This is a genomic window from Acinetobacter sp. 25-47-130, assembly GCF_056779705.1.
Genome location: NZ_JBWYII010000005.1, coordinates 109,587 through 135,449 on the forward strand (window position 1 = coordinate 109,587; position 25,863 = coordinate 135,449).

The following is a 25,863-nucleotide window of genomic DNA, read 5'->3' on the forward strand; positions in this document are numbered from 1 at the left end:
TGATTCGCATCTTCTTATAACACATCGACATGCATAGAAAATTACACTACATTAGATAATCTCAATTAAATCAATCGAATTTCCCAATCGAATATCCCTATGATTAATAAGAAACCTCGAGTTCCTGCACCCATTCAAATTCCAGAACAACTTTCGTTCTTACACGGATTTCGAGATTATTTAATCGCTCAGTCTGTTAGCCCACACACCCGAAATGCCTATCTCACAGATTTAGTCCAATGCAGTACTCTGTTAATCAGCCCCATGACCTTATGGTCACATGATGATATTTCAGATGTACTGATTGAGCTCACCAAACAAGGGAAAAGTCCTCGATCAATTGCTCGCACTTTATCGGCACTTCGGTCTTTCTATAAATTTTTAAGAGAGCAAAATTTAAGAACAGATAATCCTATAGCCGCACATAAAACACCCAAGTTAGGACGAGCGTTACCTAAAGATTTATCTGAGCAAGATGTTGAATCACTCATTCAAGCACCAGATACAAACACAGCGTTAGGCTTGCGTGATCGCACGATGTTTGAAGTCCTTTATGCTTGTGGTTTACGCGTGAGCGAACTGATTAATTTAAGAATAGATCACATCAATCTCAATCAGGGTTTTTTGCGAATCTTGGGCAAGGGAAATAAAGAACGTTTAGTTCCTTTGGGGCAAATTGCTGTGGAATGGATTGAAAAATATTTAGCAGAAGCTCGCCCCCAACTCTATAAAAGTGCTACAGATTACTTATTTCTGACCCAACATGGCGGGATTATGAGCCGTCAAAACTTTTGGTATGCCATCAAACGTTATGCCCTCCAAGCAGGTATAGCGACAGAGCTATCCCCCCATACATTAAGACATGCTTTTGCAACTCACCTGCTCAATCACGGTGCAGATCTCCGAGTGGTACAAATGCTCCTCGGGCATAGTGATTTATCGACAACACAAATTTATACGCATGTTGCACAAATTCGCATGCAACAACTTCATGCTCAGCATCATCCCCGTGGCTAAGTCATCGATCTGAATTTTGTAGCACTAAGCTATAATTTACGATTTGAGAATATTTTTTGTTATGCTTAGCACAGTAAAAATAATGCTGAAAACTTTAAAAGGGTTGTTTATGTTATTTACCCGTTCGAAAATTTTATTCGCTTCTACCCTTGCAACGACGCTTTTTATCAGTGCATGCTCCAAATCTGAAGACACGCAAAAATCTGATGGGACTTTAACGGCAACTGCACCAGCAACGGGCCAAGCATCAAATTTAACTGAGCGAAATGCGCAACAACGCTTGATTCAAAAGTTAGAGAAAAATTTTAAAACTGCCAATATCAATGCCAAAATTATAGACATTAAACCAACCGAAGTACCAAATCTTTACTGGGTCAATTTAGAGGGTATGACTGCGGTATACACTACTGCAGATGGTCAATATATTTTCCAAGGTGATTTACTACGTTTAGGTAATAAAAAAGTTGAAGATATTGGACAATCCTTCCAGTCGGCATTGAGTAAAGGATTACTAAGCCAATTAAAAGCTGAAGATCTCATTATTTATCCAGCTAAATCTAAAACCAAACATATCGTTTACGTTTTTACAGATATCAGCTGCCCTTACTGCCATAAATTGCATGAACATATGGATGAAATCAATTCTAAAGGAATTGAAGTTCGTTATATCGCGTGGCCACGTGGAGAACAGTATTTCCCAGCAATGGAAAGTGTCTGGTGTAGTAAAGATCGTAAAACTGCATTTGATCAAGCTATTTCAGGTCAACAATTAAACAATACCAACTGTGAAAATCCTGTTAAAGATCAATACCAAATGGGCTTAAAAATAGGTGTAAATGGAACGCCTGCAATTTACAGCTCAGAAGGTGTTTATCTTGGTGGATACATGACAGCAGATGAAATACTACGTAGCTTAAATAACTAATATTTATGAGATAAATTACTGCTTTTTATACATCAATATTTAACTCGATTGACCCTAGAGTCTGCCTCTTTTTTTAGCTATGATCTAGGTTCAATAAAATTTTACATATTTTTTGGAGTGTGACGTGAAACCAGTTCGTCTGGCAATACTCGGTCTTGGAACCGTAGGTGGTGGTGCCCTTAAACTATTACAAGAAAACGCTGCTGAAATTAGACGTCGCACCGGTCGTGAAATTCAAATTACTTATGTGGGTACTCGTCGCCCTCGCCCAGATTTAAATCTTTCAGACTCAGTTAAACAAAGTGCCGACCTTCTTGATATCGTTCGTCAACCTGATGTTGATGTTGTTGTTGAAGTCATGGGCGGTATTCACCCTGCTTATGAAGTCATCAAAGAAGCAATTGTTCATGGCAAACAAGTTGTCACTGCCAATAAGGCGCTTTTAGCTGAACATGGTAACGAGTTATTTAAACTTGCTGAAGACAATGCTGTGCAGATCGCCTATGAAGCAGCTGTTGCTGGCGGTATTCCAATTATCAAAGTAATTCGTGAAGGCTTAGCTGCCAATAAAATCGAATGGCTTGCAGGCATCATTAATGGTACAGGCAACTTTATCCTAAGTGAAATGCGTGAAAAAGGACGTGCTTTTGCGGACGTTCTGAAAGAAGCGCAAGAACTTGGCTATGCTGAAGCAGATCCAACCTTTGATGTAGAAGGGATTGATGCTGCTCACAAGTTAACCATTCTTGCATCTTGTGCATTTGGTATTCCACTTCAATTTGATAAAGTTTTTACTGAAGGAATTGGTAAAGTTACTGCTCAAGATGTGAAGTATGCTGAAGATCTTGGCTTCCGTATTAAGCATTTAGGTATTGCACGTCGTGCAGAAAAAGGCATTGAACTACGTGTTCACCCAACGCTCATTCCAGATGACCAGTTGATCGCAAATGTAAACGGCGTTAAAAATGCTGTTCTCGTACAAGCGAACGCAGTCGGCCCAACTTTATATTATGGTGCTGGTGCTGGTGCTGGTCCAACTGCTTCTGCCGTAGTCGCTGACGTTGTCGATATCGTTCGTGACATTTCTTATACTGAAGACGGTGCTGGAACTATTCCACAATTAGCATTTGAAGCACTCACAGACTTACCAATTCTAAGTCGTGAAGAAATGACAACGGGTTACTACATCCGTATTAATGCTGAAGATCAAACAGGCGTACTTGCTGAAGTTACTACGATCTTGAGTCGTGCAGGAATCAGTATTGATGCCATTATGCAGCAACCTCGCTTAAAAGACCTTATTCCTATCGTGATTCTGACAGATCCTATTGTTGAATCAAAAATGGATGAAGCGCTTTCACAAATTCAAGCATTACCCGTCATCCATGGCGAAATTGTACGAATTCGTTTAGAATCGCTTGATAATTAATCATCTCGGGTAGAGGGTACTGCTGCCCTCTCCAGCTCTACACACAATTGGAACATCATCATGTCTAATGCCAATCGTTACACTGGTTTAGTTGACCGTTATCGCGACCGTTTACCAGTGTCTGCAACTACTCGTGCAATCTCCCTAGGCGAAGGTAATACACCACTGATTAAGCTTGCGAATATTCCACGTTTAATTGGCAAAAATGTTGAAATTTATGTGAAGTACGAAGGCTTAAACCCGACTGGTTCATTTAAAGACCGTGGTATGACCATGGCAGTCACTAAAGCTGTTGAAGAAGGCTCTAAAGCGATTATCTGTGCATCTACAGGTAATACCTCTGCTGCCGCTGCCGCTTATGCTGCTCGCGCTGGTATTAAAGCATTTGTTTTAATTCCAGAAGGCAAAATTGCAATGGGTAAAATGGCTCAAGCAATGATGTATGGTGCGATCACAATGCAAATTCGTGGTAACTTCGATGACGGTATGCGCCTTGTTAAAGAAGTTGCTGACCAAGCACCTGTAACTATCGTAAACTCAATCAACCCTTACCGTTTGCAAGGTCAAAAAACGATTGCATACGAAATCGTTGATGAATTAGGTCGTGCACCTGACTATCACTGCTTACCAGTAGGGAACGCAGGTAACATCACTGCACACTGGATGGGTTATACTGAAGCTGTTGCAAATCAACCTGCGGATCAATTTGAGCAAGTAATTTATGATGCTGAAACTGATCAGTTCACTGGTCCTAAACCTGAAGGTTTACCGACGATGGTTGGCTATCAAGCTTCTGGCGCAGCACCATTCTTACGTGGTGCACCTGTTCAAAACCCTGAAACTGTTGCAACTGCAATCCGTATTGGTAACCCACAAAGCTGGAACCATGCGAAAGCGGTAGTACGTGACTCTCAAGGTTGGTTTGATGAATTAACAGATGCTGAAATCTTAGAAGCTCAACGTTTGCTTTCTATGTATGAAGGTGTATTTGTTGAGCCTGCTTCTGCAGCTTCGATTGGTGGTGCAATCCGCGATATTAAAGCGGGCAAAATTGCTGAAGGCTCAGTCATTGTTTGTACTGTAACAGGTAATGGTCTTAAAGATCCTGATACTGCTATCAAACAGTGTTCTGATGCAGTCATGCTTTCAATAGATGCAACGATGGATCAAGTACGCGATTCAATTTTGTCTAATATGTAAGATTGCATGATAAAAAACCCTGCATATGCAGGGTTTTTTATTTATGGTCTAGATCGCACGTGGTAACTGACTGGTCCAACGCATTAAGCGAACAGCATCATCATTACGAGCTTGAGTATTGCTTGCTCCTAAAAGCACAACTACAGCTGGACGATTATTCAAAGTCGTATGCATCACCACACAACGCCCAGCCTCATTAATAAATCCCGTCTTTGAAATGTTAATATTCCAGCCACCGTTACGAACGAGAGAGTTCGTGTTGTTCGATTTCAACACACGATAACCGAGGTTAAAATCATAAGTTGGCGTCGTAGAAAATTGACGAATAAGACCGTACTGTGATGCGGTACTCACCAAGATACCCAAGTCCCGCGCAGAAGCAACATTGCGAGGATCTAGACCTGTAGACTCAGTAAATTTAGATGAATGCATCCCTAAGGCACGTGCTTTATTATTCATAGCAGAGACGAAAGCCGCACGACCTCCTGGATATGTTCGAGCCAAAGCCGCAGCTGCAGGATTTTCAGATTTCATTAAAGCGAATAATAAGGCTTCAGCACGATTCATTGTGTCACCTACACGCAATGTCGAGCTTGAGTTTTTACCACCCGCACCTGCAAAATCAATGCTTTGCAGCGTAATATTTTCAGACATATTTAATTGTGCATCTGCGATCACAACAGCTGTCATTAACTTTGTAACAGACGCTATCGGAAGAGCAGTATTCGTGTTCTTACTAAATAAGACCTCACCTGTATTTGCATCCATGACCAACGCTGCACGCGCGTTCACTGAAGGTTGATTACTATAGCGACTGTTATCAAGAATCTGCGTAGTTGGTGATGTTGAGGTCGCAGGGCCTGTAGATTTACGAATTGTTGTTGTAATCGTGGTCGTTGCTTGAGGTGTATACTCTTCTGAAGAGGAAGTAGAAGCTTTGACACTATCATTATTTAAGAATTGGCTTGCATCTTCAGATGACCAACTGATACTCGCCTGCCCCGGTGCAGAATTAGCATGATTAATTAATTCTGCAAAGCTCAATGAGCTCATAGAGAGTAGTACTGATGTAGTCAGCACATGCATTAGCGTTAATTTCTGTTTTTTCACGATAACTTACTCATCTTACGGAGGCATTTTGCATCATTGCTAATCACCTCAAATATGACTTACATTTAGGTACAAACGTGATTAATATTAAACCACGTGATTATGCACAGTATTTTAGTAAAGATTAGGAATAGCATTGCTATTTTTGTTAGTCCAATGCAAGCAATTTTTGCATCATGTAACAAAAAAGTAAGAATAGATTTCAGAGGAGGTGTTTGTGATCACGGTATTAGTGGTAGATGACCATGAGTTAGTTCGTACAGGTATTTGTCGTATGCTTGAAGATCAAGCAGATATTCAAGTCATTGGTCAAGCAGAGTCCGGTGAAGAAGCAATTAGTCTTGTTCGTCAACACCACCCTAATGTCGTCTTGCTCGATGTGAACATGCCTGGTATCGGTGGCGTAGAAACCACTCGCCGTTTATTACAAACAGCGCCTGACACCAAAGTTCTCGCCGTCAGTGGTCTAGCGGAAGAACCCTATCCATCACTACTGTTAAAAGCCGGGGCTCGTGGTTATATCACGAAGGGAGCTCCGATCACAGAAATGGTGCGTGCAATTAATAAAGTCATGCAAGGTGGTAAATACTTCAGTGCAGATATTGCTGAACAGCTTGCGAGTTCTTATTTATCTGATACACAAACCTCTCCTTTTGATGCACTTTCTGAACGTGAAATGCAAGTCGCGATGATGGTTGTGAATTGTATTAGTGCCCAAGAAATTTCAGACAAACTTTTTGTTAGCGTAAAAACAGTGAATACTTATCGCTATCGTATATTTGAAAAATTAGGAATCGATAGTGATGTCAAACTGACTCATTTGGCAATTCGTTATGGTTTGATTAAGCCTTAATTTGATCTGAGTATTCCAATGACGTCTGCTGCTTCAATTTCTATTTATCAAACGATCTACCGTCTTGGAACACTATATTCAAGTTATCGTGTCATTATCGCCTTAAGCTTAACACTCATATTCCTACTGACGATTGATTCTGAACGTTATTTTTATCAATATGAATCAATCTATTTTTACGCTTTACTCCTTTATGTTGCAAGTAGCATCGTACAAACGATCGTTTTAAAATACTTACCACAAGCTATTTCTAAACAAATTATCACCTTATTTGCAGTTGACCTGCTCTTTCTAAATACCCTTACTTTTGCACTCGGTGGTCCCAATATCGCAATTGGGTTATTGTTTGTCATTTCCGTCTTTGCAGCAAACTTTTTACTCAGTAAAAACCAAGCCTTATTCATCACATTAGTCGCGGTGATTGGGGTCGTATATCAACAGTTTTTTGGCAGTTTATTCTCCATTGAAAGTCTAAATAATATTGGTGACAGTGCCTTTCTTGCTTTTTTATTTTTTGTGGTTCATGGCATTGGTCAAGTATCAATACAACGGTTTCAAGTACTCGAATCCGTCAATACACATCAAGCCAATGAACTCTTTAAACTACAAAATATTAATCGCTATATTCTTGAGCAAATCGAAGTCGGTTATCTGGTCTTAGATGATCACTGTAAAATTATCGTCTGCAATCCTGCTGCATATTCCTTACTTGGTATTTCGCCCCTGTACGCTCATGAACAATATAATCTTGCCAACTTCCAACCAGATCTCTATGAAATTCTAAAAAACACATTGGTTGCTCATGGAGAGCGCTTTCAGTTTGAATCTCATCAATCATCCTATACAGTTGATATTCGTGTTCAAAAACTGGTTACGCCTCAACAAGCGCTCACGCTATTAATTTTGGAAGATGCGCAAAAACTTAATCAGAAAGTTCAACAAATGAAATTAGCTTCTCTTGGTCAATTATCAGCCAGTATTGCACATGAAATACGTAATCCTTTAGCAGCAATCGTACAAGCCAATGAACTTAATGATGATACGGATGAAGAACAAAAACGTATGCTCAATCAAATGATTGCTAAGCAAGCAAAACGTATTGATAAAATCATCAAAGACACATTGGATATGGCAAAGAATAAAAAAACTGCCGGTGTACTGATTCATTTTGAGCAGTTTATGCATGATCTTATTCAACAAGATTTAGCAGATATCAGTTCTCATATCCAATTACAGCTTGAAGCCAATATTGAAGTTTATTTTGATGAAATCCAACTGCGACAAGTTCTGATTAATTTAATTCGCAATGCTATTCGTCATAATGATCCGACCGCAGAGTACATTTTTGTCAGAAGTAGTTGTTCAGAAAATCAAATTTTTATTGATGTTATCGATTTTGGCAAAGGCATCCAACAACATGATTTATCTCAATTATTTCAACCATTTTTTAGTACTGAAACCAATGGAACTGGTTTAGGATTATATTTATCACAAAGTATTTGTGAAGCTAACCAAGCAAAATTGAGTTATATCGAGCAAGAACAGCAAGGTGCATGTTTTCGTATTACATGCCATAAGACAGACGTTTAGATGGATAAGATCAGGTTATGGTAAAGCAACAACCTTTAGTACTTTTAGTCGATGATGAACCTGATTTATGTATGTTGATGCAAATGACCCTTTCTCGGATGGGCATTAAAACGCATATGGCACATCATTTGAAACAAGCGCTACATTTTCTAAGCGAATATAAATACGATGCGTGTATCACCGATTTCAATTTACCAGATGGCAATGGCATCGATTTAGTTAAATACGTCACCCAGCACTATCCGAAGACGCCCATCGCGGTACTGACCGCCTATGCCAATATGGAGTTGGCAATCTCCGCTTTAAAAGCAGGCGCTTTCGATTTCGTCAGTAAGCCCATTAATCAACAACATTTGCATCAATTGCTTAAGAAAGCATTACATACCCCTGCAGTGGATGATGATCTCAATCAGCTTCCACTTGAGGAACAACTGATGATTGGTGTCTCAGAACAAACTCAACAGCTTCGTACAGCAATCAAAAAAATAGCTCGATCACAAGCACCCGTCTTTATTACAGGTGAATCAGGGACTGGTAAAGAAATCGTTGCGAATCTTATTCATCAACTCAGTAATCGTCATGATCATGCCTTTGTCGCGATCAATTGTGGTGCGATGAATGAAGACCTGATGGAAAGTGAATTATTTGGTCATATCAAAGGCAGTTTTGTGGGTGCTGACCAAGACAAACAAGGGTTAATTCAAACAGCTGACGGCGGAACATTATTTTTAGATGAAATTGCAGAGCTTTCACTCGCCATGCAAGCTAAATTGCTACGAGCAGTTCAAGAAAAGAAAATACGTCCGATTGGCAGTGATAAAGAGCTTGATGTTGATTTTAGAATTGTCAGTGCAAGCCATCAAAATCTTGAGCAATTGGTTCAGCAAGGCAAATTTAGACAAGATCTATTTTTTAGAATTCATGTGATGGATTTACGTCTTACCCCACTCCGCGATAGACCCAAAGATATTCCCGTTCTAGCTCAACATTTTATTGATAAAATCAGTAGTGAATGGCGTATTGAAGCCCCTCAACTATCTCAAGATGCGATACAATTCCTTAAACAACAACCATTTACAGGTAATGTACGCGAACTTAAAAATATCATCGAGCGTGCACTTACACTTTGCGATGATAAGCTCATAGCCGTCGAGCATGTTAAAAGCCCTTCATTAGGCTTAACATCCCCACCTTTAGCACAACAACCAAATAGTCAAATTGAAGGAACTACTGATTTACCTTCTCAGACACCCAAAGGTTTGCCCGAAGAGGGATTAGAACAATACCTTGAGAAAGTAGAAAAAGAAGTTTTAATTAATGCGTTAAACTCAACGCATTGGAACAGAACCCTAGCCGCCAAAAAATTAGGAATGACATTCCGCTCATTACGATATCGTTTAAAAAAATTTGGTTTAGATACTGAAGATGAATAACTTAGCATCACCCCGATATTGATGATATTTAACGGCTTCTTAACAACAAATCGGCTGCGTGTTGGAGGTAAACCTCTTCTTTCATATCCTGCGGCCAAGGATATTCGATATTAGGGGCTATGCCTTGCCCATCAATCTCGACGCCATTGGGTGTTAAGTAATGAGATACTGTCATTTGTAGTGCCGCACCATTTTCAAGTGGAAAGAGTTTTTGCACAACACCTTTACCATAACTCTTTTCACCAATGATTACGGCGCGTTGATGATCTTTCATTGCTGCCGTAAATACTTCTGCTGCAGAAGCCGAACGTTGATTAATCAATACTCCGACTTTAAGCCCTGTAAATTCATGTCCAGGTAAAGCTTGGAATTGTTGATCACCTTCTGAACGGCTACGTGTAGATACAATCAAACCCTGATTTAAAAATAAATCTGCCGTTTCCACAGCAGAAGATAATAATCCACCCGGATTATTTCTTAGATCTATTAAAACAGCTTTGAGTTGTTGGCTATGATGCTCATCGATATAACGTTTTATTTCATTCGCAGTATCTTGCTGAAAAACTTTCACCTTTAATAGTAAAACTTGATTACTCAGCATATGTGCTTGTATATCGGCAACATCTAGTTTTTGATTTCTCACTAAAATAATTGGAGATGAGTTCGGTGATCTTTGTAAACTGATGGTTGATCCAATCGAGCCGCTGAGCAAGTCTTTGACTTGATCTTGGTTTAACAATCTAAGCTCTTGTCCATCAATTTTGTAAAGTGTAACGCCGTTGGCCAATCCTAATTTTGCCGAGTCACTATCGGGATCTAAATTTTCGATCTGCCATAAACCTCGTGAGGTATCAAAGCTAAGATCAAAATCGATACTCGCTAAATCCTCCTCGGTATATTTGAGGAGTTGGCGATAATCTTCTGGAGATAAATAGCGAGAGTAACGATCTAGCCCACTCACCAAACCTTGGATCGCTTGTAAAAATAACTGATCGTCAGTGACTTCAGTGACATAGTTTTCTTTTACTGTACCGTAAATCTGAACAAACTGCTGTATAGATTCAATCGGAACTTCTGAACTGTTTGATGACCAGTCTTCTTCTAAAGGATCAACTGCTGGACCCTTAGATCCAGCAGCGAAAGCATGAACCCCATTCAAACTTAAAGCTAGACCTAACATGAGTTTGAATAACAATGGATTCATACTGAATTCCTTCTTATTTTTTAAACTAAAGTCACTAAATTGCGACCTTTCATTTCAGCAGGAACAGGCAACTGCATTAAATTCAATAATGTCGGTGCAACGTCTGCAAGCACCCCACCCTCTGCAATTTTTGCTTGAGTTGGACCTACATAAATAAATGGCACATGCTCAGTTGTATGTTGAGTATGGACTTGACCACTTTCATAGTCCTGCATTTGTTCAACATTACCGTGATCCGCAGTGATCAACATATGACCTTTCTTCGCCATCACTGCATCATAGACACGACCTAAGCTGACATCCACTGCTTCTACTGCTTTAACGGCAGCATCGAATACCCCTGTATGTCCAACCATATCGCCATTTGCATAGTTCACAACGAGTAAGTCAAATTCACCTGAATTAATTGCATTCACTAACTCATCAGTGACTTCATAAGCACTCATTTCTGGTTTTAAATCATAGGTTGCAACATTTGGTGATGGAATCAAAATACGTTTTTCACCTGGATACTCATCTTCACGACCACCACTGAAGAAGAAAGTCACATGGGCATATTTCTCAGTTTCCGCGATACGTAATTGAGTTTTACCTAAATTAGACAGGTATTCACCAATTGAATTGACCAACGGTTCTGGCATATATGCCACCGGCGCATTAATTGTCGCTTGATAGCGCGTTAACATGACAAATTTCGCAAGCTGAGGCACAACTTTACGCTCGAAACCATCGAAGCCTTGTTCAACAAATGCTTTTGTCAATTCGCGAGCACGATCTGCACGGAAATTCATAAAAACAACAGCATCACCATCTTGTACTGCGGCTACATCCCCAATACGTGTTGCTTTCACAAACTCATCTGACTCTTCAGCAGCATACGCTTGTTCGAGACCTTCCACAGCAGACTCAACTACGCGAACAGCCTCACCTTCTGTTAATAAACGATATGCTTGTTCGACACGATCCCAACGATTGTCACGATCCATTGCGAAATAGCGACCGATCATCGTTGCGATTCGACCCTGACCTGGATATTGGGCAAATAGTGCATCTAATTTCTCTAAAGACGGCTGTGCACTTTTTGGCGGAGTATCACGACCATCTAAGAAAGCATGTAAATAGACTTGAGCACCTTTTTTTAGTGCCAACTCTGCCATAGCAACAATGTGGTCTTCATGAGAGTGAACACCACCTTCAGACAACAATCCAAAAATATGTACTGCTTTTTGATTTTCTTTTGCTTTTTCTACAGCATCAACCAATACTTCATGTTTGTAGAAATCACCAGTACGGATATCTTTGGTAATACGAGTGAAATCTTGATACAACACGCGTCCAGCACCAAGATTCATATGACCAACTTCTGAATTCCCCATTTGGCCATCTGGAAGACCAACATCTTCACCTGAACCTGAAATCAGACCATGTGGATGATTCTGTTTCATTGCAGTTAAATTAGGTGTTTTCGCTGCAAGAAAAGCATTATCTTCGACCGCTTCACGATGACCCACACCATCCATAATGACTAAAACGTGAGGGATTTTGCCAGCAGTTGCATCCGTCATGATATACACTCTTTTCTGTTTACAAATTAATCAACGTATCTTAACGAATTTTTCATTAAGACTCTATCTGAACACGATGGCTTTGATTGATCTAGACCATCTATTTTTCAATTTAAAAATTCTCTAGCGCGCTCGATATAGCAAATAGCTACCTACCGCAAAGATAAGCACAATTGGCAGAAAAACAAACCAAGCGGGAGATGGTGAATACACCAAACTCGCGTACCCTAAGAAGTCTTGTAGGTAGTAAAAACCAAGCCCTACAAATAACGCAATTACTAAACGAAATCCCATGGATTGTTGACGTAAAGGGCCAAAAATAAATGAGCAAGCAATCAGTACAAGTGCCAACAATGCAAATGGCGAAGCCACTTTTTGCCAGAATGCAAGTAAATACGTTTTAGGAACTTGACTATATTCATCCATATAGCGCATAAAACTGATCAATTGACTTGGAGCTAAATCTTCAGGATCAATCGTCACCATATGAACATATTTAGGTTGAAGCGCTAAAGCAACATCCTGCTGAGGAGTTTGAATCAGTCTCGAATAGCCTTCAGGAAAAATATCCATCTGACTGGCTTCAATTAAAGACCATTGTCCATTTTGTACAAATTGACCTTGATTCGCAGTCAAGACTGACTTCAGACGATAATCTTGATCAAAGTCCATCATCTCAACTTGACGTAACTGCCCTTGCGCATTTGCATAGTCAATATAAATAAATCGTTGACCTTCTCTAGTCCAATACCCTTTGACTTCGCCAAGCTCAGCAACAGAACGACGGTCTTTAATACTTTCCGCCCGCTCATTGGTGTAAGGAATAACATATTCACTGAGTAAAAATGAAAGCAATACCAAGAGCATTGCTGAGCGCATGACCCAACCCACAATACGCCACAGGCTAATCCCTGAAGCGCGCATGACAATCAGCTCACTATTTGAAGCCATTGAACCCAAACCGAGCACTGCACCAATCAATGCTGAAATAGGTAAAATTTCATATAAATATTGCGGTGAAGCCCATAGAACATGAATAAGCGCTTGCCAAGCTCCATATCCTTCTTTCAGGCTGCCTAATTCACCCATATAGGTAAAAAGAATTTGAAGGGCTGATAAAATCGCTGTAGCACCCAACATCGCCAGCGCTGTGGTTTTCGTCACATGTTTTGCGACAATTCGACGTGCCAACATTATGATTTCACCTGCTCAATTCGTTTTTTTAACTTAGGTGCTAGTTTTTGTTTACGCGAGAAAATCGCTGCACCCACTGCATAAACAATCAAGATAGCGGGATAAGCCCAAATACCAATCTCATCTTTACTAATTCTGGTTTTAATCGCCATTAATGCCACAATCAAACTAGCAAAAATTAAGAGTGCAGGAAATAATTTTAAATATCGTCCTTGGCGTGGAGTAACCTCAGACAATGCCGTTGCTAACATCAATGCCACAATCAATGTAAATGGCACAAATATTCTCCAGCCCAATTCACTGGCTACTACAGCATCTTCACGAGCTTCAATCAACTTCGAAATTGGTAACGCTTCTACATCACCACTTTCAAATTTCGCCTCTTTATCACTTTCAAGACGCAAACGATATGAAGCAAATTCAGTATGACTATATTTCGGACTATCTTGATAAATTTCGTAACGGCGACCTTGGGTTAAATCAACAACACTCGCTGTTTCACCGACCATTTCAACACGTATCGCTTCTTTCGCTAAAATCATGATGTCAGGTTTTTCAGGCTTATCTGCTCGCTGATAGAAGAAAATTTCTTTTAAGTTTTTACGATCTTCTGAAAGTGCACCAGCATAAATGGTATAAGGACCTGAGGAAATAAACTCTTTTGGACGTACCAAATCAAAGCCTGATCGAACCGCTTGGGTCGTCGTAAGCTTTTCAAATTCACGTATACCCCATGGAGACATCCATACCATTAATACCGTTTGAATGGCCAAATAAATGGCTGTGAGAGGTAACAATAAACGAGCCAATTGATTACGACTAACACCACTGCCATTGAGAACCGCCATTTCATGATCTACATACAGTCGGCCAAACACCAACATGAGACCAATGAAAAAACCTAAAGGTAAGATCAATGTCAAAAATTCTGGAAGACGGTAGCCAATGATGCTAAATAAAATACTTGCATCCATTCGACCCTGAGCTGCCACGCCAAAATACTTGATCAAACGCCCACCCAACATGATGAGTGTAAGCAATGAAATCACAACCACAGAGGTAGATACCACTTGTTTGACGAGGTAACGTCTTATAATCAAAGTAATCTTCCAAAATTAGGTTAAATCGGCTAGCGCTAGTTTACCCGAATGTTAAAAATATAAAACCTCATTGAAATTCTATCATTGGTAGTGTTTCAATGGTTTAATGATTTAAACGGTCTCAATAGGCACACAACAAGCATATGAAACTTTCAATTAATACATCATTGGCACAAATTTCAGAAAGCCAACATTTGGTTATTTTAGTCGACTCTGAAAACACCCATGCAGTTAAAAGCAACTATCAAATCAACAATTTAGACAGCCTAACTGAAGCAGCTCAATTCAAAGCAGGTTTTAATGAGTCTTTATCGTTATTGGGTCAAATTGAAAATCAACCGAATAGCATTCTACTTGGCTTAGGTAATGCACAAGAAGTTAAAGCTGCAAAATTAGCAAAAATTGCACAAACTATTATCAAAGCTTCACAAAAAAAATTCAAACAAATCAGTGTTGATATTTCAGCTTTGCCGAATGAGTTACACTACTTATTTGCACTTAAACTCACTCAATCTGCCTATGCTTTTGACGAGTTTAAGTCAAAAAAAAATGACTTTATACTCGAACAAGTTCATCTAATTGCATCAAACTCTACGCTAACGTCAAATCAACTCAACTTAATTCAAGCAATTGAAAGCGGTCAAAACGTTGCACGTGATTTAGCAAATCGTCCAGGAAATATTTGTTTTCCTGAATATTTAGCGGATCATGCAATTGCATTGGCAGCAGAATTCCCAGATTTATTGAAAGTAACCGTGCTAGATGAACAGCAAATTGCTGATCTTGGCATGAATGCATTTCTTGCAGTCAGCAAAGGTTCAGATCGTCCTGGACGTATCATTACTCTTGAATATCAAGGTCAACTTGAACAAGCTCCTATCGTCCTCGTGGGTAAAGGGATCACTTTCGATACGGGTGGTATTTCATTAAAACCAGGTTTAGGCATGGATGAAATGAAATACGATATGGGTGGTGCAGCTTCAGTTTTAGGAACCATGCGCTCACTCTGTGAAGCTCGCCTTCCGATTCATGTTGTAGGTGCAATTGCGGCCGCTGAGAACATGCCATCAGGTCATGCAACTCGTCCAGGTGATATCGTCACCACGATGAGTGGTCAAACTGTTGAAATTCTAAATACAGATGCCGAAGGTCGCTTAGTCCTCTGTGACACGCTGACCTATGTCAATCGCTTTAACCCAGAACTTGTGATTGATATCGCAACATTAACAGGCGCTTGTGTTGTTGCTTTAGGCTCTGTTTTAACAGGTATGTTCACACCAGATGATGAACTGGCACATGAACTTTCTCAAGCTGGTGAACAATCCTTTGACCGTGTATGGCGTATGCCTGTCTATGATGACTACCAAGAACAGCTTGACTCTCCATTTGCTGATATTGCCAATATTGGTGGTCCAAAAGCTGGTGCTGTTACAGCTGCTTGTTTCTTGCAACGCTTCACACGTGAATATCGTTGGGCACATTTAGATGTTGCTGGTACAGCTTGGACATCTGGCGCAGCAAAAGGTGCAACTGGTCGCCCAGTTCCATTATTGGTTCAATTTCTCGCAAATCGCGTAAATTAATGTCTAAAATCAGCTTCTACTTATTTGAAAAGAGTCCAGAACGACAGGTCCAAAGTGCCTGTCGTTTATGTCGAAAAATTCTGCATCACCCTGCAAAAATATGGATTCATTGTCCAGAATTGAGCATTCAAAACGAACTCGATGATTTACTTTGGAGTTTCGATCCACAGAGTTTTTTGACACATGGCATTGATGATCAATCAGCAGCTATTTGTATTTCGTCTAAGCTCCCTGAAACTCAGGAATGGATCGTGTTTAATTTTCACATTCATGCACTTGAAGATCCTTCACGTTTCAGTCACATTATCGAAATTATTGAAAACAACGAAGCTGCCAAAGAAATTGGACGAGAGAAATATAAAACCTATCGAAAATTAGATATCTCACCTCAAACACATAAACTTTAGCGCTTTGTCATTGGAAAAAGGAGAATCACGGTGGCCATTAATGTCGGTCAAGATTTTAAAAAACGTTGGTTGAAAGCGCCAGAAGCGGTTCGCCAAGCTTTTATCGACGACCTTAATCGCATCAGTGATTTACTCGAACCTCAAACTCAACCAGAGCAATGGTTAGACCATGATAATCGTGCCCAGCAAGTGGCTCAGTTAAAGGTTGAACAGGCTTATGCGGATGAAAAAGCACGATTAATTGAAGAAGCTCGTATTCGTAAGCAATTGGCTTTAGAAAAATCATTAGCAGAAAAACGTGCACTGCAAGAGGCTTATAATCAAAAGCTTCTACAAGACGAATATCTAAAATTTCAACAACAAACCGATTCGCTCGTACAGTTACGACAAGTGATTGATGCAGAGATCGGTGAATATACTGAAAAATACCAAAAAGTGACTACACCCCATCGGGACTTTTCAGGAAACTCTTCTGCGCATTTATCAATTCATCAAGATTTAGATACGATTCGTTTACGTCTCGAGCTTGAAGCTGAAACCATGATTGAAGATGCCGTACAAATTTTTAAATCAAAACTCCAAGCAGCAGCAAAAGAAGAGATCGAACTTATTTTAAAAAATATATCTCTACCCTCTTAGAGGCTCAAACGGTGGATGCTTAGTGTCATCAAAATGAAACATATTTGTCACACCATGAATGTGATTTAAATGCACTCTGCGATTTGACGGACATGAGGAAAGTATCACCATGGATCTTTTAAACAACATCTCTGAACGAATCACTCATTTGAAATCTGGCGAGCATGTCACGATAAGTGCTCAAGAACTATTGATTAGTCGAGCAGATTTTCAATCCGTTTTGGTGTATCTAAAACATGAGTCTAAAAAAGGTGACTTTTTAATTCAAGATGAAGCTTTGGTAGAGAATTGGTTTGATCGCACATCACTCACCATTAATAAAATTTAAAAGAGCCCGCTGAGGGCTTTTTTTAACAGGTTTGAAGTATCAATTTAAGCAAAAAAATCTAAAACGGCTGAGAATATATTTCCCATGCCATACCCCATACCCAGTAAAAGTGCGATCCAAATCCAAGCACCAATAATATTGTAAAACATGAAACTGCTATAGCTCATATATCCAGAGCCAGCAGCGAATGGAGCAAAAGAACGTACAAAAGGGATAAAGCGCGCAATTAAAATGGTCTTACCACCATGTTTTTCGAAATAAGCATTGGTTTTGGCAATATACTCAGGTTTTAACCAACGTGAGTGCTCGCTAAAATATTTAATACCAAGCCATCGCCCTGTATAGAAATTGAGAATATAACCAAGGACTGAGGCGATAAATAATAACAATCCCATATAGTGCAAATGAATCAACTCAGTGGTCGAGCATAAAGCACCGATGGCGATGAGCAAACTGTCCCCGGGTAAAAAAAACATGAAAACGGAACCATTTTCCGCAAATATCACTAAAAATAAAATTGCGTAAATCCATACGCCATATTGCTCTAATAAACTAGGTAAAAGCTGCTCTAAATGCAGTAAAAAATCAATCATTCTGAAGTTCTCTGAGCATGTTGCTTTCTCCTTTAGATAGATTGTATACCTAATTTATTTAAACAAAAAAACAGCCTAAAAATTTAGGCTGTTTTCTATTTTAATCATTTTTTAACGTAAAAAGCCATTCTGTGCTAAAAATTCCATGCTTAATTTAGACTCAGGTTTATGTTCAGCAGCCTTATCCCCAAGCAATAAACGTTCAATATATCGTGCAAGTACATCGACTTCTAAGTTTACTTTAGTCCCGACTTTCCACGTACTAATATTGGTCCGCTCTGCAGTATGAGGAATAAGATTTAAACTCAACACATTGCCACGTAGATGATTGATTGTAAGACTAATTCCATCAACTGTGATGGAACCTTTCTCCGCTAAATATTTTGCAATTTCAGGCGGGGCCGTTACCTCAAAATAGAGTGAACGTGCATCTTGACGTTGCACCGTAATTTCACCAACTACATCTACATGTCCACTAACAATATGACCACCAAAGCGAGTTGTTGGTAACATCGCTTTTTCTACATTGACGGTTTGCCCAACCTTCCAACTCGATAAAGTTGTACGATGAATACTTTCAAGTGACACATCTGCTTCGTACCATTGATTGCCCCATGCAATAACAGTTAAGCAGATGCCATTAGTCGCAATAGAATCACCCAAGTGAACATCAGACATATCAAGATCAGTCTGTATACGCAAGCGGATATCACCACCTACATTTTGTAAACTTTCGACTTTTCCTAAACTTTCTACAATGCCTGTAAACATAATGGGTACTCTTAAATTTGTTCTATTTTTACCATAAATCCAATTGTTCAGCGACGCCTGTAGTATCAACTCCACCCAATTCAGCATAGTGGTGTAACTGACCAAGTAACTGTCGAATTGGCGGTCCTGATTTTGCGTGCGTGTCGGTAATGACGATAAACTCAAGAACGCGCGCACGCTCAGACTGACGCTGCTTACTCACACGATATCTTGGAACATCTTGAGTCAAAATTGTGACTCGTCCACGCTCTAAATTCGCTTTAAGTAAATCGCCAGCCTCAATATTTCCATCCGTTGAATAACTGGTCAAAATATAGCGTGCATTAATGGTTTGCAAAAGCTTTTCATACGCTTCTTTGGCATGTTTAGAAGAATTGTATGGGCTTGGTCGTTCTTTACGCCAAGCACGGTCGATTCCACTCTTGAAACCCTTAGTATCTGGACTTGGTAAATCTACCTGATCCCATAAAGTCAAAGCATTCAATACATGATAGTTGCTACTATACGCATGCTGATTATAGGGTGGATCCAAATATGCCACATCGACTTCGAAACCACTCATTTGGTTTGCTAAGTGTTGAGCATCCACACACCACATTTCAGCTGCTGGGCCTGTCAGATTTGAATTTTCACAAAAACGACTTGGGGTCAGCCATAGTAATGATTCAATTCGCTCTAAAGCCGTCTGAGTTTTACCGCCCCAGCCGTGATGGAAACTCTTAAATACGCCTGACGTATTACTCACAAAACTTGCTGAATACAATAAAGGTGCAAGTAAAGCGCTCATTTCCACATCATCAATTGCACCTTGAGCTTGCCAGGTTGCAATTTGTTGACGAATTGCATCAATGCGCATGCCATTTCGACGTTTGAAGAATAAACGGTCTCGTGAAGGATCATAGATCTCATCATTACGAGGACAGAGATTGTGTGTTACCCATCCTTTGACCTCAGGCAAGCGATTAAGATAATCAATTGCTTTCTGATATCCGCCTAATTCTTTAAAAGCAGGAGCTTCAGTACATGATAATATGGCATGATTGAGTGCGTGGCTGTAAGGCTCCCAATCATTCGCTATTACTCGGTAGCCATTTTGACGAGCCAAACGAGAAACCACACCACTCCCAGCAAAAAAGTCCGCAAAGATAGGCGCTCGACCTGAACTCGTATTCAAAGTTCCAGTGCTTTCTAATGCCTCAAGAATCAAATGTAATAAACGACGCTTGTTGCCTAAATAAGGCACAAGTTGATTAAACAAATACTCATCTGTCGTACGTGCTGCATGGCGACGTTTATGATAAACCGTTGACTCTGTACTCATAGCGACTCTTGATCAGGGATTAATTTTAAACGGATGTCATCACCTAACTGAGTTACATCTTGAAGTTTAAAACGGAGTTGTTCTGCCATTTGTTTAAATTCAGCATTAAACATTGGACGAGCTGATTGACCTAATAGTGTAGGTGCAATATAACTAATCAATTCGTCTACCAAATTTTCCTGCAAAAATGCAGTAGATAGGGTTGCACCAGCTTCCACCATCACATCATAGATTTGAAAATCTTTTAAGACTTTTAGCAACTCAACTAAGGGCTGAACTTCGAATTGAATCACGCCAAGTTGTGCAAGTTCTGCTCGAAATGGTCCCATGACCATGACAGTATCAGGATTCTCTAACACTTTAGCATCTAAAGGTAAGCGACCTTGACGATCTAAAATCACACGTTTTGGCTGCACAACTCGTTCTAATTGAATATTCGGTAGAGCTCTAACATTCAACTGACAATCATCAGCCAACACTGTTTCAATACCCGTGATCACTGCACCAGAAATTGCACGCCAATGTTGAACATCCTGACGTGCCAATTCACCTGTAATCCACTTCGACTCCCCTGAAGCCATTGCTGTACGACCATCGAGACTCGACGCGACCTTTAAACGTACATAAGGTAATCCCTTAGACATAGCTTTAAAGAAGCCTAAGTTCAAAGGACGCGCTTCCAACTCACAGATCCCGACTTCAACGTCTATACCTGCTTGTTGTAGGATAGCCACACCTTTACCAGCAACCAATGGATTAGGGTCTGAACAAGCCACTATCACTTTTGCAATGCCCGCTTCGACCAAACCTTTAGCACAAGGAGGAGTACGACCATAATGCGCACAAGGTTCTAATGTGACATACGCGGTTGCACCCTGTGCTTGCTCCCCTGCTTGACGAAGTGCAAACACTTCGGCATGTGGTTGCCCAGCTTGGGGGTGAAAACCTTCACCAATGATCTGTCCGTCTTTGACAATGACACAACCCACATTAGGATTTGGTTTTGTCGAATATTGACCTTGCTTCGCCAATGCTATTGCACGACGCATCCACATTTGATCTTGATCGATCTGTTGTTGCGAGAACTCAGACATTCATAACCTTGAAGTTGAATTTGGGGCGAGATTAATGTTCTTGATCTCGGTGTTGCATTTGTTCGATTTGACGGCGAAATGCTTCTACATCTTGGAAATCTTGATATACAGAGGCAAAACGTACGTATGCGACATGATCAAGGGCAAATAAAGCCTTCATTACAATTTCGCCTATAGTACGCGAACGCACATCACGTTCACCTAGTCGACGAATTTGAAGTTGAATATCACTGACCACCGCTTCAATTTGTTCTTGTGTCACAGGACGTTTTTGTAAAGCATGCATGAGTGAACGACGAAGTTTCGCTTCATCATAAGGTTCGTTTTTACCATCGGACTTGGTGACACGAGGCATCACCACTTCAAAACTTTCAAAAGTAGTAAAACGCTCATTACAACTAATACATTCACGACGACGGCGAATTTGGCAGCCTTCAGCAGCTAAACGTGAATCAATCACCTTACTATCAGCGGCGTTGCAAAATGGACAATGCATAGCAGTTTAATTGAACAAATTCTATTTGCACCAAGTGTATCAAAAAATTCTGCTCATGTTGAGCTTTCATCAATATATAGAAAAAAAACAGCCCCAAAGGGCTGTTTCACACTATATATTGATTGTTGTGTTTAATCGTTATTCAACGCGCTCACCATGTTGACTTAAATCCAGACCCATACGCTCATCGTCTGACTCAACACGAATACCGATGATTAAATCAATGACTTTTAAGATGATGAATGTCAGGATTGCTGAATAAGCGATTGTTGCAAGAACACCTTCAACTTGTACCCATAATTGGCTTAATACGTTTGTAGGTGCTGCATCGCCCATGATGAACTCACTTGCAAAGAATGCGGTTAGAATTGCGCCAACGATACCACCAACACCGTGAAGTCCAAAGGCATCTAATGAGTCATCCGCTTTCAATGCACGTTTTAATGCTGTAATACCCCAGAAGCATACGACACCACCAATTAAGCCCATCGCTAAAGCACCACCTACTGTCACGAATCCAGCAGCTGGCGTAATCACAACCAGACCCGCTACCGCACCTGATGCGGCACCCAACACAGAAGCTTTGCCACGAACCACTTTTTCAGTGATTAACCATGAAATGGCAGCAGCGGCAGCAGCAACTTGAGTTACCACCAATGCATAACCTGCTGAACCATTTGCACCTAATGCAGAACCACCATTGAAGCCAAACCAGCCGACCCAAATTAAACTCGCACCAATGACAGTCAATGTAAGGTTATGTGGTGCCATTGATTCTTTGCCTAGCCCCATACGCTTACCAAGCATATACGCCGCAACTAAACCAGCAACACCTGAGTTAATATGAACAACAGTACCACCTGCAAAATCAAGTGCACCATCGTTACCTAACCAACCACCACCCCATACCCAATGTGTAATAGGAGCATAGACAACCACCACCCAAATTGCGATAAACGCAACAAAAGCACTGAATTTCATACGCTCAGCAATAGAACCACTAATAATGGCAACGGTAATGATTGCAAATGTCATCTGGAAGATGACAAATAAAATTTCTGGAATTGTTCCACTCAATGCTTCTGTAGTGATACCAGACAACATAAATTTATCTAGACTTCCAATAAAGGCATTACCTTCACCAAAAGCAAGTGTGTAGCCAACCACTACCCAAGCGATACTGACCACCGCAGCAGCGACAAAGCTGTGTGCCATGGTACTTAAGACATTTTTTTTACGTACCATACCGCCGTAAAACAGCGCTAAACCAGGAATGGTCATGAGTAAAACGAGTGCAGTTGAAACTAAAATCCAGGCAGTGTCACCCGTATCAAGAACTGCCCCTTCTTCAGCAGGAGCTTCTTCTGGAGCTGCTGGTAATGTTTCAACCAAATTAGAATCTGTAGATGAAGCCTCAGTTTCAACAACTGCAACTTCAGTAGAAGTTGGTTCTGACACTGCTTCTTCAGCCCATGCGACAGAACCACCTAAGAGTGCGCCAGACAAGCTCAGCGCCATTAGCATTTTTTTCATTCGTATCCCCCAACCTAGTTTTTGTGAGTTATTCGCTACTCAGCAAACTTCATGCCAAATTAAACTGCGTCAGCACCAGTCTCACCAGTACGGATACGGATAACTTGTTCTAGATTCGTCACGAAAATTTTTCCGTCACCAATTTTGCCAGTACTAGCTACACGTGTAATTGATTCAATCACTGAATCAACCATTTCGTCACTGATTGCGATTTCAATTTTTACTTTAGGTAAAAAATCAACCACATATTCAGCACCACGATAAAGTTCAGTATGACCTTTTTGACGACCAAAACCTTTTACTTCAGTTACGGTGATCCCTTGAACGCCAATTTCAGAGAGTGCTTCACGCACATCATCTAATTTGAATGGTTTTACAATTGCTGTTACGAGTTTCATGTTGTTTTCCTTCGGCTTTTTTCACCAGTAAGGTTTTATGTTCAAATTTCATGCCAAACTTCATAATGGTTGGGGATATTAATCAGCCAGCATGAACTTATTTATAACCTATTTTATACGCCTACACGGTCTTATGTTCTAAAAATATTGGGAATTTTGATGGATTTTTTTTATGTTCTTATTGGTTTAACCTATGAAATGTAGTTAACACTAGGGTCAATCTAAAACGGATGTTAAACTTCAATGTTGATGACTTATTATTCGGAAGAACTATGATTGAAACTTTATTACAGGCAATCTTAGAACAGATTGACCAACCCAAGAAAGATTTAGAAAAAAATGTGAGAGCGTTGTTAAACGAAGCGATTAGTAAAATGGATTTGGTTTCTAAAGAAGAAATTGAGCGTCAGAAAACTGCACTAAACAATGCCAATTTGCGTTTAACAGAACTTCAAACGCAATTAAAATCATTAGAAAGCTTAATTTCCGATCAAAAATAAGCAACATTGCACCAATACAGTGCTTAAACACAAAGTTAGTGATTAAAAATAAAGCAATTCTAAAAATAATATAATAATGGTTCAGTTTTATGTCATTTGCCAAAATTTATACCCGAGGTCTTCTTGGTTTACATGCACCACTGATTGAAGTCGAGGTTCATGTCAGCCAAGGATTACCTTCACTCACCATTGTAGGTCTTCCAGAAGCTGCTGTTCGAGAAAGTAAGGATCGTGTCCGTTCTGCAATCATTAATAGCGGTTTTCAATTTCCAACCAAACGGCTGACGATCAATCTAGCCCCAGCTGATTTACCCAAAGATAGTTCAAGGCTTGATTTACCTATTGCTTTGGGGATTTTAATCGCTTCAGGGCAACTACATGATCAAAATATTGACCGTTTTGAATTTATAGGTGAATTGGCACTCGATGGTCTGTTAAGACCTGTAACTGGAACTTTGACTATCGCAATGGCATGTCAAACCGCAGGTCATGAGTTAATGATTCCTGTGAGTAATTTGGATGATGCAGCCCTTCTTCCCAATTTTGAGGTGTATACAGCCAAGTCATTAAAAGATGTTTGCCAACACTTTGATCAATCGAGTCCAATTCAACCCATATTAGCGAATAAAACGATCCAACCTCAAATAAATCGATTTGATCTCGCTGATGTCAAAGGTCAATTACGTCCAAGACGCGCCTTAGAAATTGCAGCAGCTGGTGGACATTCTATTTTATTTAAAGGCCCGCCAGGCACTGGTAAAACACTGCTTGCCTCAAGATTGTCTGGCATCTTGCCCCCATTAACCAATCAAGAACACTTAGAGGTCGCAAGTATTTACTCCATTGCAAATACACCTTATCAATTTGGTCATCGCCCCTTTAGAGCACCACATCATACGGCATCCGCTGTGGCCTTGGTTGGTGGTGGATCACACCCTCGACCAGGTGAGATCACCTTAGCCCATTTAGGTGTACTTTTTCTCGATGAATTACCTGAGTTTGACCGAAAAGTCTTAGAAGTATTGAGGCAGCCTCTTGAGTCGAAAGAAATCGTCATTTCCAGAGCATCAAGACAAATTACTTTCCCAGCTAATTTTCAATTTGTCGCTGCAATGAATCCATGTCCATGTGGATATGCCTTCAATCAAGACAGTCGTTGTCAATGTTCACCTGAATCAATTAAGCGCTATCAAAATCGAATTTCTGGCCCTTTACTAGATCGGATTGACTTACATATTGATGTGCCACCTTTACCTCCCCAAGACATGCAAAGCACTACACCGATGGAGAATTCTGAAACAGTCAGAAAACGGGTGATTCAGGCCTATGAGTTGCAAATTCAACGACAAGGTGTGACAAATCAAAATCTAAGTTCTCAACAGCTTGATCAAGTGGCTCAACTAGATGATTCTGCAAAAAAGATTATCGCTATGGCTCAGCAACGTTTGAATTTATCAGCACGTTCTTACCACCGAATCTTACGTGTCGCTCGTACAATTGCTGACTTAGCGAGTTCTGAACATATACAAACAGCTCACTTAACCGAAGCACTCTCTTATCGTAAACAGGAATAAAAAAAG

General features: G+C 40.2%; 24 protein-coding genes and 2 pseudogenes. 14 read left to right on the plus strand and 12 right to left on the minus strand.

Annotated features, from left to right (window positions below; all coding sequences use genetic code 11):
• Positions 1-99 precede the first annotated feature (99 nt).
• The 4 genes from xerD to thrC all read left to right on the plus strand — a co-directional run bounded on the left by xerD (position 100) and on the right by thrC (position 4,571).
• Entirely contained in the window at positions 100-1,017 is a 918-nt protein-coding gene (xerD, locus tag AC1M83_RS08425) for a site-specific tyrosine recombinase XerD (protein ID WP_180028167.1), read from the plus strand.
• A 109-nt stretch (positions 1,018-1,126) separates the two neighbouring features.
• Complete coding sequence (locus AC1M83_RS08430; RefSeq protein WP_481590442.1) at positions 1,127-1,942, plus strand: DsbC family protein; 816 nt, start codon at positions 1,127-1,129, stop codon at positions 1,940-1,942.
• 124 nt (positions 1,943-2,066) lie between these two features.
• Positions 2,067-3,371: a homoserine dehydrogenase gene (locus AC1M83_RS08435; RefSeq protein ID WP_481590443.1), complete on the plus strand. Its 1,305-nt coding sequence runs from the start codon at positions 2,067-2,069 to the stop codon at positions 3,369-3,371.
• Between the two features lie 60 nt (positions 3,372-3,431).
• Positions 3,432-4,571: a threonine synthase gene (thrC, locus tag AC1M83_RS08440; protein ID WP_092767330.1), complete on the plus strand. Its 1,140-nt coding sequence runs from the start codon at positions 3,432-3,434 to the stop codon at positions 4,569-4,571.
• Between the two features lie 48 nt (positions 4,572-4,619).
• Here the strand turns inward: thrC and AC1M83_RS08445 are convergent, their stop codons facing one another.
• Positions 4,620-5,681 (minus strand): serine hydrolase, encoded by a 1,062-nt coding sequence (locus tag AC1M83_RS08445; RefSeq protein ID WP_180028165.1) that lies wholly within the window; start codon positions 5,679-5,681, stop codon positions 4,620-4,622.
• Positions 5,682-5,898: 217 nt separating this feature from the next.
• Here AC1M83_RS08445 and gacA point away from each other — a divergent pair, with 217 nt between their 5' ends.
• The 4 genes and pseudogenes from gacA to AC1M83_RS08465 form a co-directional block, all read left to right on the plus strand.
• A complete protein-coding gene (gene gacA, locus AC1M83_RS08450; protein ID WP_092767334.1) occupies positions 5,899-6,534 on the plus strand; it encodes a response regulator transcription factor GacA in 636 nt (211 codons plus the stop codon).
• Between the two features lie 18 nt (positions 6,535-6,552).
• Entirely contained in the window at positions 6,553-8,124 is a 1,572-nt protein-coding gene (locus AC1M83_RS08455) for a sensor histidine kinase (protein ID WP_481590444.1), read from the plus strand.
• A 98-nt stretch (positions 8,125-8,222) separates the two neighbouring features.
• Positions 8,223-8,432, plus strand: a pseudogene (locus tag AC1M83_RS08460) (response regulator); the annotation flags it as partial.
• 156 nt (positions 8,433-8,588) lie between these two features.
• A pseudogene (locus tag AC1M83_RS08465) lies at positions 8,589-9,557 on the plus strand (sigma-54 interaction domain-containing protein); the annotation flags it as partial.
• A gap of 28 nt (positions 9,558-9,585) precedes the next feature.
• Here AC1M83_RS08465 and AC1M83_RS08470 read toward each other — a convergent pair.
• The 4 genes from AC1M83_RS08470 to lptF form a co-directional block, all read right to left on the minus strand.
• Positions 9,586-10,761: a S41 family peptidase gene (locus tag AC1M83_RS08470; protein WP_228143113.1), complete on the minus strand. Its 1,176-nt coding sequence runs from the start codon at positions 10,759-10,761 to the stop codon at positions 9,586-9,588.
• Positions 10,762-10,781: 20 nt separating this feature from the next.
• Positions 10,782-12,326, minus strand: a complete 1,545-nt coding sequence (gene gpmI / locus AC1M83_RS08475) for a 2,3-bisphosphoglycerate-independent phosphoglycerate mutase (protein WP_092767340.1) — start codon at positions 12,324-12,326, stop codon at positions 10,782-10,784.
• A 123-nt stretch (positions 12,327-12,449) separates the two neighbouring features.
• Positions 12,450-13,520, minus strand: a complete 1,071-nt coding sequence (gene lptG / locus AC1M83_RS08480) for an LPS export ABC transporter permease LptG (protein WP_035263894.1) — start codon at positions 13,518-13,520, stop codon at positions 12,450-12,452.
• Positions 13,520-14,620 (minus strand): LPS export ABC transporter permease LptF, encoded by a 1,101-nt coding sequence (gene lptF / locus AC1M83_RS08485; RefSeq protein WP_481590445.1) that lies wholly within the window; start codon positions 14,618-14,620, stop codon positions 13,520-13,522. Before lptF ends, lptG begins: the two co-directional genes overlap by 1 nt.
• A gap of 143 nt (positions 14,621-14,763) precedes the next feature.
• Here lptF and AC1M83_RS08490 point away from each other — a divergent pair, with 143 nt between their 5' ends.
• The 4 genes from AC1M83_RS08490 (at position 14,764) to AC1M83_RS08505 (ending at position 17,577) form a co-directional block, all read left to right on the plus strand.
• Positions 14,764-16,203, plus strand: a complete 1,440-nt coding sequence (locus AC1M83_RS08490) for a leucyl aminopeptidase (protein WP_092767344.1) — start codon at positions 14,764-14,766, stop codon at positions 16,201-16,203.
• Positions 16,203-16,610 (plus strand): DNA polymerase III subunit chi, encoded by a 408-nt coding sequence (locus AC1M83_RS08495; protein ID WP_481590446.1) that lies wholly within the window; start codon positions 16,203-16,205, stop codon positions 16,608-16,610. The genes AC1M83_RS08490 and AC1M83_RS08495 overlap by 1 nt, the downstream gene beginning before the upstream one ends.
• 30 nt (positions 16,611-16,640) lie before the next feature.
• Entirely contained in the window at positions 16,641-17,249 is a 609-nt protein-coding gene (gene blhA, locus AC1M83_RS08500; protein WP_092767349.1) for a cell division protein BlhA, read from the plus strand.
• A gap of 109 nt (positions 17,250-17,358) precedes the next feature.
• A complete protein-coding gene (locus AC1M83_RS08505) occupies positions 17,359-17,577 on the plus strand; it encodes a hypothetical protein (RefSeq protein ID WP_035263886.1) in 219 nt (72 codons plus the stop codon).
• 44 nt (positions 17,578-17,621) lie between these two features.
• Here AC1M83_RS08505 and AC1M83_RS08510 read toward each other — a convergent pair whose 3' ends face one another.
• From AC1M83_RS08510 to glnK, 7 genes are all read right to left on the minus strand, one after another.
• Positions 17,622-18,170: a VTT domain-containing protein gene (locus AC1M83_RS08510; protein ID WP_092767351.1), complete on the minus strand. Its 549-nt coding sequence runs from the start codon at positions 18,168-18,170 to the stop codon at positions 17,622-17,624.
• A 111-nt stretch (positions 18,171-18,281) separates the two neighbouring features.
• Positions 18,282-18,941 carry a riboflavin synthase gene (locus AC1M83_RS08515; protein WP_092767353.1) on the minus strand — a complete coding sequence of 220 codons (660 nt, stop codon included), beginning with the start codon at positions 18,939-18,941 and terminating at the stop codon, positions 18,282-18,284.
• Between the two features lie 28 nt (positions 18,942-18,969).
• Complete coding sequence (locus AC1M83_RS08520; RefSeq protein WP_180028158.1) at positions 18,970-20,262, minus strand: DNA adenine methylase; 1,293 nt, start codon at positions 20,260-20,262, stop codon at positions 18,970-18,972.
• On the minus strand, positions 20,259-21,356 hold the full coding sequence (gene ribD, locus AC1M83_RS08525) for a bifunctional diaminohydroxyphosphoribosylaminopyrimidine deaminase/5-amino-6-(5-phosphoribosylamino)uracil reductase RibD (RefSeq protein ID WP_180028157.1): 1,098 nt from the start codon (positions 21,354-21,356) through the stop codon (positions 20,259-20,261). Before ribD ends, AC1M83_RS08520 begins: the two co-directional genes overlap by 4 nt.
• Before the next feature lie 31 nt (positions 21,357-21,387).
• A complete protein-coding gene (gene nrdR / locus AC1M83_RS08530) occupies positions 21,388-21,852 on the minus strand; it encodes a transcriptional regulator NrdR (RefSeq protein WP_092767359.1) in 465 nt (154 codons plus the stop codon).
• A 138-nt stretch (positions 21,853-21,990) separates the two neighbouring features.
• Entirely contained in the window at positions 21,991-23,385 is a 1,395-nt protein-coding gene (locus AC1M83_RS08535) for an ammonium transporter (protein WP_092767361.1), read from the minus strand.
• A gap of 59 nt (positions 23,386-23,444) precedes the next feature.
• Positions 23,445-23,783 carry a P-II family nitrogen regulator gene (glnK, locus tag AC1M83_RS08540; RefSeq protein ID WP_004650081.1) on the minus strand — a complete coding sequence of 113 codons (339 nt, stop codon included), beginning with the start codon at positions 23,781-23,783 and terminating at the stop codon, positions 23,445-23,447.
• Positions 23,784-24,055: 272 nt separating this feature from the next.
• Between glnK and AC1M83_RS08545 the strand changes: the two genes are divergently transcribed.
• Together AC1M83_RS08545 and AC1M83_RS08550 are read left to right on the plus strand one after the other, a co-directional pair.
• Positions 24,056-24,283 (plus strand): accessory factor UbiK family protein, encoded by a 228-nt coding sequence (locus tag AC1M83_RS08545; protein ID WP_481590447.1) that lies wholly within the window; start codon positions 24,056-24,058, stop codon positions 24,281-24,283.
• A gap of 89 nt (positions 24,284-24,372) precedes the next feature.
• Complete coding sequence (locus AC1M83_RS08550) at positions 24,373-25,857, plus strand: YifB family Mg chelatase-like AAA ATPase (RefSeq protein WP_092767363.1); 1,485 nt, start codon at positions 24,373-24,375, stop codon at positions 25,855-25,857.
• The last annotated feature ends 6 nt before the right edge of the window (positions 25,858-25,863 follow it).